The sequence below is a fragment of the Enterobacter sp. 198 genome (assembly GCF_009025585.1).
In the GTDB taxonomy this organism is placed as follows: domain Bacteria; phylum Pseudomonadota; class Gammaproteobacteria; order Enterobacterales; family Enterobacteriaceae; genus Enterobacter; species Enterobacter ludwigii.
The window spans coordinates 436,181-452,168 of record NZ_WCIM01000030.1; the positions used below are offsets into that span (position 1 = coordinate 436,181).

A 15,988-nucleotide genomic window follows, 5' to 3' on the forward strand; every position below is an offset into this window, starting at 1 on the left:
CATCCTGAATACTTCGGGGAATGATACTAGTTTAGTCAGGCAACACGGCAGAAAAATGGAGGAAATATGGAAGACTGTCTGGATTTGTCTGATTGGCAGGGGGAGGGGCGCGGCGTGAGACGGCCTTCAAATCGGATCAATTGCCAGTGCATAATTTACCAGGAATATTCCCTGCCACCTGAAATATTCTTATTATTTATCTGCCGGGTGAGAAACGGAGAAAGATAACAATTGGTTTTATTATTTAATTTGTCTTTAGGAAAATTTCATTATTCATCATGTAAGGATCGGAATATTCTCTGATATACCAATATTTTTCATCTTGTTATCAAATCATTAACAAACTAATGATTTTTTGCAATGTGACGTATTTATTTGATTTGAAATATGTTTTTGTTATTCCCTTCAATGCACCACTTTTGATTTGTATCAAAAAGCTAAAACAGTTTAAATTACCTAAAATTGCGATAATTATAGATTTTTATTTCAAAAATGTTATTTAAATGGTTTTATGTTTTTATTTAAGCGATCTCGTCATGAATGATTATGAGAAAAATCCTAACGACGGAGGGTTTTTTCGTCATTCGATTGGTTGTCCTGAAACATAATTCAAATAATACTTTTTCGGCGCGGTAAATCCCGTTCGCATTTAAATGGAGCTTCCAGGTTATTTATTAAATGGCACCTGGCAGTACGTTTGTTCTCAGGAGATGAAAATGAAAAAATTATTACTGGTGGCCTCTCTGGTTTCTGTATTTGCTGCTGCAAATGCTATGGCTGATGTTACGGCATCTGCCACCGCATCATGGGATGCAACGGCAACGAAAGATACAACCAGCCTGCTGGTCGTGACCCCATTGAACTCGCTGACGTTCCAGTATGCAGAGGGCCTGAATGGGTTTAACACTCAGGATGGCGCTTTTGATGTGACGATTCAGGGACAGGAAAGTGCAACCGATTTTGAACTGACTGCTCAGGTCATCAGCAATACGCTGACCAATGCAAGCGGTGATGCATCTACCCTGAATGTGGGCGTGGCATGGAATGGTCAGGCGCTGTCTAACTCTGCCGAAACCGTTCTGGTGAATGCGGCTTCCACTTCAGGTCTGGAAAGCCTGCTGGCCGATGGCGCCTATAACGGCGCTGAGCGTGTAAGCGATCAGTCCAGCTTCAAATTCTCCATCGCTTCAGCGACTTCTGACGGTTCGACTGCTGTAACTGACTATTCTGCGCTGCCGGATGGTTACTGGACGGGTGACGTAAAAGTTCAGTTCAATGCAACCTGGACCACTCCAGCGTAATGAATATTAATTCGGGAGAGGCTCTCTCCCGAATTTCTCAGGAATGCACTGATGAAGAAATATTTGCCACTCGCAGCGCTGGCAGGGATGGCTATATCCTTTTCCAGTCTGGCGATTAATGTGGGTGATATCACGTCAATAATGACGGCCGATCAAAACGCGTTATCAAAAGAAATTATTAACACCACTGATTCCGCCCGCTATGTGAGCGTTACCGTAAAAAGGCTCTCTTCACCGCTGCCTGACGGAACAGAAATGCAATTTGAAACGTCGGGAGAATTACTTTCTACACCGGCGAGCCTTATTTTACCCGGTGATGCAAAAGATGTTTTTCGCTTTTTCTATAAAGGGCCAGAAGATGATAAAGAACGTTATTACCGGCTGCAGTGGGTTGACGAACCCGTAAGCGAAAGCGCATCGACTAAGGCTGGCAAAGCCGCGATTGCGACGGCGTCGGCAGAAATCGGGACAATTCTGGTCGTGGCGCCACGCAAGGAACGATTTGAATACGGTCGTGACGGGGATGTCATCACCAACAAAGGCAACGTCTCGTTTCGGGTCATTGCTTACGGAGCCTGCAAAGAGGCGTCACAGGATCGGGGACGCGGGTGTCGCGAGCGTTATTACGCCATGCCAGGTACAAAAATAAGATTGCAGAAAAGCGATGTGTCAAACAGTCGCACCCGCATTGGGATTTGGCATGGCAAGCAATTTATTACAGTGAAGTAATACACGGCGTCATTTCCGGTACCAGTAATAAAAATACCGAAAAGTAAGGATGCGTATGTCTTTTAAATATCTTATAGGAGGGAGTTTATTACTCTCTTATGCGCTAACATCAGGGGTTGCGCATTCTGCACCGGTTAAGATTGGTAATTATGTTATTCCAGGGGCATTCGCGCGTTCTCTTGAACAGGGGATGACGGTCCCCGTTTATATCCGCTACCAGGAGACGGATACAAAAAGCCAACAAAAAATTGCTGATGCGGTCATCTCGCTGGTTGAGGGAAATATCGTTGTAAAATCCATTATGGTTGCCGATCTGCCCAATAACGCGGTGCTTTCAGAGAAAACGCGCGAGATGGTGGAAAAAATAGGCGATGCGAAATTTATCGACAATACCTCTCTTGCTCTTTCGCGAGACGCACGCCTGAAATTAAACGTCTCCTCTTTTCATCTGGAGATGATTGTCAGCCGGGATGCCCTGACTGAAGCGGTGGTCGCCCGCAGTTCATTGCTGGGACCGTCCAGCGTTGACCGACTGTCTACTGTGCTGAATTACAACTTTGGTACCTATTACAATGACTACCGCAATGGCAGCAGCTCTCGCAGTTATTTAACACTCGATAACACCACCTCGTTGAGAGAGCACCACCTCAATATCAATGGCTCGGTCTATGGTATTGGCGAGAGTAACCGCTCCAGCAAACTGTATCGTGCCATGTATGAGCGCGATTATGAGGGTTATCGTCTGGCGTTGGGCATGCTCGACACCTGGAACGTTCAGTCGATCGCCAGCCTCAATGCGCTGAATGGCGGCAAGATCTACGGCGTCAGCTACGGCAATAAAGGCAGTACGGTGGTTGAAAACACCTCCCTGTCCTTGATCCCAATAACCATATTTTTACCGTCTGCCGGTGAAGTGCATGTGTTTCGTGATGGGCGCTTGTTAAGCGTTCAGAACTTCAACATGGGCAGCTACGAAATTGACACCAGCCGGTTCCCTTACGGTGTGTATGACGTCACGGTGGATGTCGTGGTAAATGGCCGGACGGTGAACACCCGCGTCAGTCGGGTGAATAAAATTTTTGCCCGCCAGCAGGCCGCAGGCCTGCATGAAGTCGCATGGCAAATTTTTGGCGGTTCACTTGATTACGACCGCGTGAGTTATAAGCGCAATCATTACCGTGATGCCGGCAGTGAACAGACCTGGATTGCGGGTGGTGCGGCCTCGTTAACCCTGGCAATGCTCTCCGGGCTCACCCTGAAAACGACAGGCTATGGGTTTGATGACAATGCCGTCAATGAAACGGACATTACTCTTAACGTCAACGAATATGCCAGCGTCGGGACACAAACGCTGGTGGCGAACGACGGAACATGGCGCAACGTCAGCAGCGCCAGTCTTAATGCTCCAGGCGGGTTTGGATCGCTGTGGGCGTCGCGGGAAGACAGCAAAATCGGTAACCGTCTGCCGGTGCAGGAGCGGGATAACTATTCGGTTGGCGCAACATTGAACCTGAGCCGGTTTATTCCGCACGGTGGCACGTTAACGGTCAGCCAGACCGAAAACCGCTATTCCGGTAATACATACCGAAACCTGGATTACAGTACCACCCTCTATGCGGGACGGTACGCCACAGTGGGGTTACGGGCCGGGGTACAGCGCTATTACTACAACAATACGAATGATGACGGACGTCAGGAACGCTATGTCAGCCTGGATTTATCGCTGCCGCTGGCCTCGTGGATGAGTGTCGGGGTTTCACGCGATCGTTACGGCGCAACACAGGGCAATATCAGCGCGCGTAAACAATTTGAGGATAGCGTCATTACGTCTGCAGGCATTTCCGCCTCGACTCGCCTGAGTGGAGAGCAGAACTACGACAACAATTACGCTGTAAATGGCAACCTGAGTTATGACACCCGCTATAACGGCGGTACGGTTTCGGTGACCCGTTCAGCGGACAACTCGACCAATATGAACTTCTCCTCTCAGGGTTCCGTTGCCTGGGCGGGTGGGGATTTTGGTCTGAGCAAAGAGCGACAGCGCTCGGGCATTATTGTGAAAACCGATCTTGTGGGTGACGGAAAGCTGGCCGCAAAAATAAATAACCGAAATTATATTCTTAGCGGCAAATCGAGCTTTATTGCACTCCCGCCTTATGCGCAATACAAGCTGGAAATTATGAATGATAAAAACTCTGAAGACAGTTTTGACATTGTCTCGGGCCGTAAACAGGCGCTTAACCTTTATCCCGGTAACGTCGGCGTGGTGTCACCTGAGGTGAAAAGCATGGTGACCGTGTTTGGCCGGGTGCGATATCCGAATGGTGAACTGGCGTCAAATACGGACATTCATAACCACATCGGCAAAACGCGCACCGACGCGAAAGGTGAGTTCGCCATTGATATTGATAAGAAGTATCCCGTTATTACCCTGGTGTCCGCCAACGGTAATATCTGCGAAGCGGATTTAGATCTGGAAAAAGCCAGGGGCGCTGCGTGGGTAGGGGATGTTAAATGTGCACCGCAAACCACGATGGCGCAGAGATAATGCTATGAAAAAAAGTGCTTCCGTTTTTATTTCGCTCCTGTTTTTGGCGGGGTTAATTCCCTTCTCCGCAAGGGCACTGACTGCCTCATCGTCAGGGGCGATCAACAACACGTTTTTATTTATCGAGAACGACATTGACGGTGAGTATTTCATTACGCCGTCCGCGTTAGATCCCCGTTTCAGCGGGTCAAATACCTGGGTTAAATACGGCACATCCCAGGTCAGCCTCGGTTATCTGGGTTATGTCATTTGGACTGCGCCGGCCAATAATTATCAGGATATGTGGATTGATAATTCGCCCATTGATGCTCCTTTCACAGGAATACGCTGCTACCGAGGTTCGCAGTGTCCGACGACGGGCTACATTGCCGGGCAGGGGGTGGATAACAATGGTTTTTACCACGCGCAGGTTGGATCCGTGGCGGGGGTTATTGGCGGAGCGTATGGCTTTGCTTCGCTGAGCAACTCAGCCTATGAGTATTTTCGTAATATGCCGACGGGTGGCAGCGAAACCTATGTTTTTAACCGCTGCTATACCTCGGTTAACTATGATTACGCCTCAGGACAACGCTGTAAGGATCAGACAACTGGTCGCTGGAATTACATCAATTACACGTTAAACAAGCGGGGACATCTGGCGCTGGAATCAACAAGTGCCTTTCAGGAGCTGTGGATCGCCAGTGATGGAACCCCAAGCATCACAAATGATTCCGGATCCTGTGAGCTGGGTGTTGTCAGTAACGTTGATGGCGTAATTTGTAAAATGGTCAAATACAACCTTGAGCAGACACAAAATTTGACGGCATCGTTGACGTTTAGAGCGTATATCGATTCTGCTGCGTTGGGTTTTACCCCTTCCGCAACCACCGTGAAATATTCAGGAAATGGCTCGACATGGTATAACTTCAGCGCCTCGACGGCGTATTACAACGTCTTTTCGACATCTGGCCAGTATATCTATGTCTTTTTGTCGAAAACATTCCTTAAGAATCTGGTGGATGCAGGCGTCAGTATTACCAACAGCCAGCCCTTTACGTTTGCGTTTACGAATGCATTAACCCCGGAGTCAGGCTATTACCAGTTTACCCCCTCTTTGCAGCTCAATATTGTGCCGAAGGAGTATGGGATTAGCATTGTCTCATCGAATAATACGGCCTCTGCCAGTGGAAGCGGCACCATCGGAGATGACGCGCCGATCGAGATGGATTACGTCGTCACCGTATCGGGACCCCGTCAGGCTGACAGTATTACGGCCCAGGTTATCGGGGACAGCACGACAATCAACGATACCCCTTACTGCCTGTTTACGTCGGCCCAGGGGGGGATAAACGTGCCTGTCCCTGCCTATCTGCAATACAACACCGCGTCGGGAAGCCCTACTCAGGTGAGGAACAGCTGCAGTGAAAATGCCATTAGTCTGAACGATGCGTTATGGCAACAGGTGCCATGGGATGCCAACAACACGGATGATGGCAGCTTTTTCAGCACCAACTTAACGCTGCTGTTCCCGATGAATGATTCCCGCTCAGCACTGACGGTGGCTGGCGCTGACTGGGAAGGCGTGGTCAGCGCCAGTGGTGAAATCAAAGTCACCGCGAACTGGCTGGGAGTAACAAAATGATGCGCTGGCGGAAGGTCGCGGAGGGTGTGGTGGGACTCTGCATTGCGCTTTACACGCTTTCTGCCCACGCGCTGTATCTGGACTCCACGATCTATGATATCCCCGCAGAGCGGTCGTTCATTAGCAAACGTATTTACAACGACAGCCACAAACAGAATGTGTACAGCATTTCGGCGATTAAAATCGACCGTCCAGGCCCGGGTGGGGAAAAGCGTCTGCCAATAGAGGACGGGGAGTTGCTGTTTACACCGCTCACGTTTTCGCTCGCCCCGGACGCCGGGGAGTATTTTAAGATCTTCTATCGCGGGCCCGAGGATGACAAAGAGCGTTACTACCGGATTCAGTTTCGCGAGATGCCGGTAACGCTGTTTGCTGAACGTCATTCAGGCAAAGCAAGTGAAGCTGTGCCCGCTATTGCATTGGATACGATACTGGTGGTCAGGCCCAGAAAGCTGACGCTAGGTTATACTCTGGATGAGCAAAAAGGGGCGCTGACAAATACCGGCAATACGTTTTTCAGGATCATCGTACACAAGGGATGCCAGTCAACCGATGACGAGGCGACGATGCGCTATCTGCTGCCTGGAGAGACCTACCGAAGCAGCGCGTTAAACACTAAAAATAAAAAATTCATCGTTGCGTTGAAAAAATATATACCGATAGGCGATGGTTGTTTTAAAAATAACAGTTAAAGTTTAAAGAAACAGTTCTTATATTGCTAACTGAACTCTGGGAATATATTCTGTACTGCGTGCTGGCATTGCCGCCGATAATAAAAGAGTTCCCGGATGAAAAAGATAATCAATGATCATATTGTATACGATTCAGAGACCAGAGCGCTAAGTGTACAGGGAGAAAGAGTGGTTTTGTCCGCTGCAACGGCAAGATTACTGGAGCTCTTTATTGCGAATAACCGCAAACAATTACATCGGGATCTGATTATAGAAGAAGTGTGGGGAAGGTATGGGTTGATCCCATCAGGTCACAGTCTGAATAAAAATGTCAGTATTTTGCGCAAAACGTTAGCAGAACTGGGAATGGATAATCTGATCGCAACTATCCCCCGAGAAGGATTTGTTTTTCAGGCGCAGATCGAAAACGTAAAAGAAGATGCGTTGCCGCATAGCATCACTGCATTAACCTCCGCCACCAAACCCGGGTTAAGGCGATACGGTAAAACGATCGTTGGTGGAATGTTAGGCATCAGCCTGGTGATATCTGGCTTTGTCCTTCTGCCAAAATTATTACGAGATACCGATGGTGTCGTGCATGTACAAAAATCCGGTTCCTGTGAAATATTTACGACAGATGATAATTCAGTTGAGAAAATATCCACTTTTTTGAATTCATCCCGATGGCAGCAATTCAAATCTATCTGTAAGGGAAGAAATAAGGTCATTGTGTTTTATGATGACAATGGATTGTCTGCAGGTAATAAACTAAAGGAATCATTTTTCAGTATTTGTACGTTAGGCTCCCGGGGAGTTGCACATGCGTGCGAAAATTATGTATTTTAGTCTTGCCGTAGCGCTTGTTATCATTTTTTTGTTTTTATTTAAACGTCATGAGGTTCCGGCAGCGCTGGTATGCTCAGCGAAGAACCATCTTGTGCTCAATACGCAAAAAACAGGTATGCACATCGAAGGGGAGGTATTGCTGGTTTTCAGGATATCATCTGCTGAAGAGGGGGTATTGTCACAAGTGGGCGTGATTAATGTTAATGGGAAAAGCTACGCCATTAACCGTTCCACGATGCTTAAATTTTTAGGTAATGATAGTGACGGCTACATACGTACCCAACGGGTTTCTGTGATCAAAAATGATAATGATGATTTGCCTGATGAGATCACGGGATTAATTATGTCTAAGCAACACAACTTCTATTATAAAATAATGCATATTGCGCACAATGTGTACGGTATACGCGATTTGCGACGCACCCTGTTGGTGTGTCGGGCAGCGTAATCCTCAGAATAGGGTATCGTCTTATTCTGAAATAATAACCTATGTGTCGCATCATTTATGGTTTTTTATTCTGTTAAAATAGTGTTTATTATCACTAAAGTTTGTCCGAATGTGAATATAAGCGCATAAGTTTGTACTCATTTCGGACCTCAGAATTCGCTACCGATACAGCAAGAATATTCTTATCATTTCCCCTGCGCTCAGTTTTATTGCAAGGGGGATGAGCTACTACACACTATGCAATCTAAAGGCATTTTATTTGTTTTACCTTAAGTCTATGTGAATACCAGGTCAATTGTGAATACACTTTCCTGTTCGGGAAGGCTGCGTTTTACAATGAAAACGTGATGGTGATTATTATGAATAAGAAAAAGGTCTTCCTGCTCAGTTATGACATTTATCTTTTCGCCGGGCTTAGGGCTTTTTTGCCTAATCTGGTACTGGTCGACAGTCAGACATTTATATCAGAGTCAGACCTTTCTTTTCAGCAATACAACTCCTGTCTGTTAATTGTTGATAACCGGATGCCCTTTTTCCTGGTGAAGAAATGGCTACATCGTAACAGTAGCCAGTTTATCATGGTAAACAGCGTTGTTCTCAGGTTGAGCGAAAATGAGTGTATTAATCGAGGCTATGAATACAGTACCTCAATTGATGTAACACTGCATTATACGACCGTCATCGATATACTCACGCGTATACTGATGACCACCCCGCAACCGGAATCACGCGTAAAATCAGATGAGCTGGACGTTTTCGCGTTAACCGAATTTGAGGCAGACATGCTTAATGCCATGATGACGAAAGAGGGGCAGGCCGAATTCTGCCGGGCAAATTCATTGACCACAAAATCCCTGTATCGCTACCGGGATAAAATAACGCACAGGCTTGGTTTTAAAAATTTTATTGAATCTATTATTTTTCTTATCCGCAATGGTTTCCTGACTGAAAGAGATGTGGGGCAGAACAGTACGTTAATGCGCAAATCCACCGGGCGTAGTTATGATAATAATGATGCGGGGCGTCTGAGTCTGGCACTCAAAAATGATGAAATTTTACCTTATTATCAACCCGTTGTCGGTGCAGGTGGTGAGCTGTGTGGTATAGAGATTTTGGCCCGCTGGCCATTAGGGCATAATTACACGATTTCGCAGCGAGAATTTATTCCGCTGGCAGAAAGCTGTGGCCTGATTAACGAACTCACCAGCTATTTAATGCATAAAGTTGCCAGTGACTTAAAGCAAAAGAATAACGGGTTAAATACACCGCTGTTTGTGGCGTTTAATGTCAGTCCAACCACGTTAAGTAACCCGGTGTTTTATTGGGAGTGCCTCAATTTTTTAGAGCTGACAGAATCGTTACCGGTGAAGCTCATGATTGAGATCACCGAAAATCAAACGCTGGCCGTGACGCCTGCAATAAAAGAACTGATACGTTCACTGCGTAATCGCGGGGTGATGTTTGCGCTGGATGACTTTGGTACAGGATACGCGAATTTATGCTATCTGAATGAACTCGAACTGGATGTCATAAAAATTGATAAGACCTTTATCAACGCTATCCAGGCTGATAACCAACCGCTGCCGATGCTGGAATCGATTATTAATCTGGCGATGATTCTTGGGCTGCGTACCGTGGCGGAAGGGGTGGAGTACGCTTATCAGCGAGAGTGGCTTATCAGCAAACAGGTGGATTACCTGCAGGGGTATCATTTCCTGCCCCCGGTGCCGTTCGCTGATTTCCGGCGATTTGTCGAGCAAAGCCAGCCGACGACAAGAGAAGCGGCATGCAAAAAGGGCAGCGTGCTGCCAGGTAAAAAGGAAAATCTGCGTTTTAACGCGCTGTAAACGACGGAAGCCCTGCGCATTTCGAGGGCTTCCGTCGGGGCTTAACGGAACATCACCTGTGCCCAGCGGGCCAGACCTGCCGTTACGGAGCCAAAGTCATCGCCACCGGCAATCGGAATACCCGGAAGCTGTTCCGCCAGCGCTTTCTTGATAAGCGGTGAACGGGCGCTACCGCCGGTCAGGTAAATCACATCCGGCTTCTCTTTGCCATTCTCCAGCGCCAGTTGCACCTGCTCGAGGATCCGCTGCAGCGGCTGGGCGAGTGCCGTTTCCAGCCCTTCCTGCGATATCGCGGTCGCCAGCTCATCACTGATAAAAGGTAATGAGACAGCGTGTTCAGCACGGTCAGAGAGGGCGATTTTGCTCTCTTCAGCGGTACGCACTACGCGATAGCTGAGACGCTGACGCCACACTTTATAGAGCAGGGCGACTTTATCCGCGTCCTGCGCGTCGCGTACCAGATCGTTCAGGAAGCGCCCGTTCGCGGTGCTGTAAAAATCACTCTGCGCCGGAACGTCGTTGATGGCGATGGCGTTCCACCAGGGCAGAATTGGCAGGGCAATGCCTTTTTCGGTTTGTCCGCCCATGCCGAGCAGCGGCATCAGGCTTTTAAATGCCAGAGCAATGTCCAGGTCGTTACCGCCTACGCGGCAGCCGCTGTGGCCCAACAGGCTGGTTTCGCGGTCACGACGCTGATGCCATTGTGGCCCCATCAGCAGTAAAGAGCAGTCGGTGGTGCCCCCGCCAATATCCACAACGAGCACGCGTTGCTCTTGCGTTAATGTGGCTTCAAAATCCAGCCCTGCCGCTACCGGCTCATACTGGAAGACCACGTCACGGAAACCGGCTCGGTGTGCGGCGCGCTCGAGGATCCCCTGCGCTTGCTGGTTAGCCTCTTCACCGCCCAGACCCTGGAAGTTGATCGGGCGACCAATAACGGCCTGCGTGATGGGATCGGGTACCTGGGTCTGCGCCTGGTTACGGATGTGCAGCATCATGGCGCACACCAGGTCTTCGAACATCGCCACCTGCTGTGGTTTTAATCCGCTGGCGCCCAGAAACGACTTCGGGGATTTAACGAAGTAAACCTCTTCCGGATCGTCAATATAATGGCCCAGCGATGAGAGGCCAAACTGCACGCTGGAAGGGGTCACGTCGATATCTTCGTCGCGGTTAAAACTGACCGCCCGGCGCAGCAGCGCCTGGGTTTCCGCCGCGGTAGCGGGAACCTGATGATGACGGAACAGCCATTCACTGACCGCTTCGCGAGTGGGTGCGCAGAGCATTGATGGCAGCAGCGTGCTCTCTTTTTCCATCTTCAGGAGCTGTGGTTGCCCGTTTTGCATAATGGCAACCGAACAGTTTGCCGTACCGTAGTCAAATCCAATAAACACGATTAGTCCCCATGCCAGTGAGAAGGGGCGAGACTTTAGCGAAATGTCTGCCTGGCGACAACAGGAATATGAAAGCAAGGCGAAACAAGGCCTTTCGGTTTATGCTGAGGGGAACAAAAAAGGAGCGATGATGTATACCCTGACCTGGCAACCCCCTTACGACTGGCAATGGATGTTTGGTTTCCTTGGCGCACGTGCGGTAGCGGGCGTAGAGACCGTCACGGACCACTATTACGAGCGCAGTTTCGCTTGCAAGGGGCATCAGGGGATATTTCGCGTTACGCCTGACAGCCAAACCCCTACGCTTACCGTGACGCTCAGCCCGGGCTTGATTCCGGTTGCGCAGAGCTGTCTTGAGCGTATCGGGCGACTTTTCGATCTTGACTGCGATCCTCAGGCGATCCGCTCGACACTGGGGGATCTGGGGGCCGCACGGCCAGGCTTACGGTTGCCGGGGGCGATGGATGCCTGGGAGCAGGGTGTGCGGGCGATACTCGGGCAACTGGTTAGCGTGGCGATGGCGGCAAAATTGGCTTCCCGCGTTGTCGCCCTGTGCGGGGAGCCGGTTGAAGACGCCCCGGGTTATCTCTGCTTCCCGACCCCGCACGCGCTGGCCGCAGCGGACCCGCTGGCGTTGAAAGCGCTTGGAATGCCGGTAAAGCGGGCGGAGTCGATCGTTCATCTGGCTCAGTCTGTGGTGGACGGGACGTTTCCGCTTTCCCCTCCTGCGGATATTGAGGTGGGAATGAAGGCCTTACAGCAGCGGCCCGGGATAGGACGCTGGACGGCAAACTACCTGGCCCTGCGCGGCTGGCAGGCGAAGGACGTTTTTCTGCCGGATGATTATCTGATTAAGCAACGATTTGCCGGGATGACGCCTGCGCAAATTCGGTGCTACGCTCAGCGCTGGCAGCCCTGGCGCTCGTATGCGTTGCTGCACATCTGGTATACCGACGGCTGGGCGCCATCAGTTGATGGCGAAATAGCTGGTATTAAGCAGTAGATCCAACGGCTGCGGCTCGGCGATGGTGTCGCCGTAAATAAAATCAATGCCGATGCCGGAGAGCGTGTCCATCATGATAGGCTGGTTACACGGACCGGCGATGGTTTTCATGCCCAGGCGCTGGGCGTGCCCCTGAACGATCGTCACCATCATCTCATCCATCAGGTTGCCATAAACATTCGTCACCATTTCCGTATCAAGCATCAGATAATCGGCCATATTGGCGCTGAGGTGGCTAAAGACGTTCATATCGCGTCCCACCTGGCTGAGCACGACGCGGCAGCCAGCATGGCGAAGCTTTTGCAGGCCCTGCTGCAGGTTCTCATCCGGATTACATACCACGTCGGCAGCGATAACCAGATGCAGCAGACGGCCTGGCATGGGGCTCTTCTCCAGCAGGTCGACAAGTTCATCAACCAGCGTGACGCTTGCTAAACCTGCTTCAGACAGCGGAAGCGCGACCCCCATGCCTTTGTGGGCGACCTGTGCGGCGGAGGTGCGGAAAAACTCGTTGAAGATACGTCTGTCAAGGGCGTGCAACAGTTCAGGCTCCGCAAGTCCGGAGCGGAACGCATGCTCTTCCTGCACTTCGCCCTGGCTGGTCCACAGGCGTAATGAAATCAGCCAGAAGTTGCAGCTTTCCGGTATCCGTGGAGACGCGACGCTGCGGGCAATCATCATCAGGTGATTGTCTTTAATCATGTGCCACTGCTCATCAAGCGACATCATGCTGCGCATGCCGTGGTCCCGTTCCTGCTGGGGTTCGTAAACCGTGACGACACCGCGTCCGCTGTTTTTCGAGGCGTAACAGGCGATATCCGCCTGCGACATGATTTCTGAAGCCTGATGGTTATTTTCATCAATCAGAGTGATACCCGCGCTGGCGCCGATCCGGTGCAGACGTCCTTCCCACATAAAGTGATAGTCATTGATGGTGTTAATCAGGCGGCCAGTAATATAACGCGCGCTTTCGATATTGCAGTCCGGGAGCAACAACCCGAATTCGTCCCCGCCGAGACGAGCCAGCACGTCGCTGGAGCGGAGCATGGTCAACATTAATGACGAAAGCTCCCGCAGCAGAGCATCACCCGCCGCATGGCCTGCGGTGTCGTTGACGGCTTTAAAACGATCGAGATCGATAAACACCAGCGCATGACGCTGGCGTGTCTCCTGTACGGTCTGTAAGAGCCGTTTGAGGTGGTTTTCGAAACTGACCCGGTTTGCGAGGTGGGTGAGGGCATCGTGCGAGGCACTGTAACTGAGCTGACGCAGCATTTTGCGCGATTCCGTCACGTCCTGAATCACGATCACGGAGCCAATGTTTTGCCCGTCCAGCGTACTGAGCGGGGTAATGCTGTAGTGGATATCATAGTTGCCGCCGGTACGGCAGTTCAGCACCACGTCCTGGTCTATATCGGAACGGGACATATCGCCGCTGTGAATATTCTCCATCAGCGGTCCCTTTTCACCAAAGGTGATGTGCAACACTTTCAGGACAGGCTGCCCGATAGCCTCGGTCTGCAGCCAGCCGCTCATTTTCTCGGCAACCGGGTTCATAAAGGTGACATTCATGTCGATATCGGTACACAACACCGCTTCGCCGATGGAATCGAGGGTAATGTGCAAACGCTCTTTTTCCTGGAACAGCGCTTCGTTGAGCTGCTTCACCTCGGTCATGTCCATGTTGATGCCGAGCAGGCGTTCGACTTCACCCTGTTTGTTCAGTACCCGGTTCGCCAGAGAGCGTATATGGCGCACGCCTTCTTTAACACGAATGCGGAACTCAAGCTTAAACGGCAAACGTGAAATGAGGGAATCCCGGAGCACCTTTTCAGCGTGAGCGCGGTCTTCCGGGAGCATCGTTTCGTGCCAGAGCTGCCAGGTGGGCTTGATGTGCGGCGGGATCTCATACAGCTCAAACATCCGCTTATCCCAGCTGATAATGTCCGGCTCCAGATCCCACTCCCAGATGCCGATACCGCCCGCTTCGTTGGCGAGGGTGATGCGCTCCATCAGGCGTTTATTGACCCACTCGGTCTGCTTCAGGTCGTTAATATCTTCAATCTGGGCGATAAAATAGAGCGGTGAACCGTCGGTGTGGCGCACCACGGAGACGGCAAGCAGGGCCCAGACCACTTCACCGTTGCGGGTGTAGTAACGCTTCTCAAGGGTGTAGGTGTTGATGTCGCCGTTGACCAGCTGCTCCAGCTGTTCGAGATCGGTATTCAAATCTTCCGGCCAGGTTAACTGCTGGAAGGTGAGGGCCTGAAGCTCCGTCTGGCTGTATCCCAGGAAGTTACACAGGGCTTTATTTGCCTGAAGCCACTGCCCCTCAATGCTGACCAGCGCCATGCCGATGGCGGAATATTCCATCGCGTTACGAAAACGCGCTTCACTTTCGGTGATATGTTTGCGTTCGGCGCGAAAGGCATACATCACCATGGTCATAATATTGGCCGGCAACAGCATCATCAAAAAGGGCAGCCAGGGCGCGTTTAGCGTTACCTGCAGGTTTTGCGGCGTCATGGATGCAGGGTTACGCGTCATGATCAGCGAGACCATCATCACGGTGACCAGAAATACCAAAAACGCCTCCATTCGCGGCAGGCGCACGGCGCTCCACATAAGCAGAACGATAACGCAGGTGAAGGGCCACGGCAGCCAGGTAATCGCCATCCAACTGAGAGCCAGCGTCACGGCCATGGTGGCCAGCGTTTCCAGCAGCAATTTTGGGTTGCGGTGACGCAGCAGATAATGTGGTTTAAACAGTAACCCTAACGGCACCAGCGCCAGCGCACCAATGGCTTCTGATAACACCCAGACGAGGAAATTACGCAGCGGCTCCGGACCCGGCACCAGAAGATACACCAGCACCCCGCCAACCAGCGGTGGCACCAGCGCACTGCCGATGGACAGACGGATCCAGTCATTCAGATTCTGCAGGGGGTTATACCACGGGAGCAGTTTACGCAGTAACACCGCGCCAATCACGGCTTCAACCACGTTGATAGCGGTAAAGGTCGGGTTGATCGACGACCAGGAGAAAAGCATCCACGCGGCCAGGATATTGCCAAACGAGCAGGCCAGAGCGATACCCGGCCACATCTTTCCCGCATGACGGTAGAAGGCCACCATCATGATGGCGGTAGGGAACCAGAGCGGGGCGAGCAGGGTGCCGAAGCGGGTCAGCTCCAGCGAAAATAAGGTAAAGATAAAGGTGACCAGGCCCAGACAGACAAGTCGCAATAAAGGATGTGGGGTGGTAACCAAAACCCGCTGGTATTGTTTATTCATTACCGCTTTATCCAGAGACGCCATGCCGTCAGGAGAGAAGTCCGGACGAGTGAATTTGATAATTTGGTTTATGCTAGTACAAACAATTTACAATTCATATGGCGACTGCTCATAATTTGACATCATAGACTTATTAAATAGTTACTCGGTAAAAAATCCCCGGCAAACGCTGAAAAAACGTGCGTTTAAATTTCACAAAGGGATCATTTCGTCGCTTTTCACCCTGTCTCGCAGAACCTGCGCTTTCGACTGGTATCATGCCCGCGAAATCCCTATAATTGCCGCG

11 protein-coding genes are annotated in these 15,988 nt (G+C 50.5%); 9 read left to right on the forward strand and 2 right to left on the reverse strand.

Annotation, left to right across the window (positions count from 1 at the left end; all coding sequences use genetic code 11):
• Nucleotides 1-716 precede the first annotated feature (716 nt).
• From ecpA to F8561_RS20275, 8 genes are all read left to right on the forward strand, one after another.
• Entirely contained in the window at nt 717-1,301 is a 585-nt protein-coding gene (gene ecpA / locus F8561_RS20240; RefSeq protein ID WP_020883247.1) for a common pilus major fimbrillin subunit EcpA, read from the forward strand.
• A 51-nt stretch (nt 1,302-1,352) separates the two neighbouring features.
• Complete coding sequence (locus F8561_RS20245; RefSeq protein WP_151887833.1) at nt 1,353-2,030, forward strand: hypothetical protein; 678 nt, start codon at nt 1,353-1,355, stop codon at nt 2,028-2,030.
• Between the two features lie 55 nt (nt 2,031-2,085).
• Complete coding sequence (locus F8561_RS20250) at nt 2,086-4,578, forward strand: TcfC E-set like domain-containing protein (RefSeq protein ID WP_050737050.1); 2,493 nt, start codon at nt 2,086-2,088, stop codon at nt 4,576-4,578.
• A gap of 4 nt (nt 4,579-4,582) precedes the next feature.
• On the forward strand, nt 4,583-6,199 hold the full coding sequence (locus tag F8561_RS20255) for a fimbrial protein (protein ID WP_072255707.1): 1,617 nt from the start codon (nt 4,583-4,585) through the stop codon (nt 6,197-6,199).
• Nucleotides 6,196-6,891 carry a fimbrial protein gene (locus F8561_RS20260; RefSeq protein ID WP_032680624.1) on the forward strand — a complete coding sequence of 232 codons (696 nt, stop codon included), beginning with the start codon at nt 6,196-6,198 and terminating at the stop codon, nt 6,889-6,891. The genes F8561_RS20255 and F8561_RS20260 overlap by 4 nt, the downstream gene beginning before the upstream one ends.
• 96 nt (nt 6,892-6,987) lie before the next feature.
• Entirely contained in the window at nt 6,988-7,716 is a 729-nt protein-coding gene (locus tag F8561_RS20265) for a winged helix-turn-helix domain-containing protein (RefSeq protein WP_014170839.1), read from the forward strand.
• The gene (locus F8561_RS20270) at nt 7,691-8,164 is read left to right on the forward strand and encodes a hypothetical protein (RefSeq protein ID WP_020883251.1); all 474 of its coding nucleotides are present in this window, start codon (nt 7,691-7,693) and stop codon (nt 8,162-8,164) included. Before F8561_RS20265 ends, F8561_RS20270 begins: the two co-directional genes overlap by 26 nt.
• Nucleotides 8,165-8,523: 359 nt before the next feature.
• Entirely contained in the window at nt 8,524-10,011 is a 1,488-nt protein-coding gene (locus F8561_RS20275; protein ID WP_226778087.1) for an EAL domain-containing protein, read from the forward strand.
• Nucleotides 10,012-10,052: 41 nt separating this feature from the next.
• Here F8561_RS20275 and yegD read toward each other — a convergent pair whose 3' ends face one another.
• Complete coding sequence (gene yegD, locus F8561_RS20280; RefSeq protein WP_020883253.1) at nt 10,053-11,405, reverse strand: molecular chaperone; 1,353 nt, start codon at nt 11,403-11,405, stop codon at nt 10,053-10,055.
• A gap of 130 nt (nt 11,406-11,535) precedes the next feature.
• Between yegD and alkA the strand changes: the two genes are divergently transcribed.
• Nucleotides 11,536-12,408, forward strand: coding sequence for a DNA-3-methyladenine glycosylase 2 (alkA, locus tag F8561_RS20285; protein WP_151887957.1), 873 nt, complete (start codon nt 11,536-11,538; stop codon nt 12,406-12,408).
• Here the strand turns inward: alkA and F8561_RS20290 are convergent.
• Nucleotides 12,373-15,702 (reverse strand): diguanylate cyclase, encoded by a 3,330-nt coding sequence (locus F8561_RS20290; protein ID WP_151887835.1) that lies wholly within the window; start codon nt 15,700-15,702, stop codon nt 12,373-12,375. The genes alkA and F8561_RS20290 overlap by 36 nt on opposite strands.
• Nucleotides 15,703-15,988 lie beyond the last annotated feature (286 nt).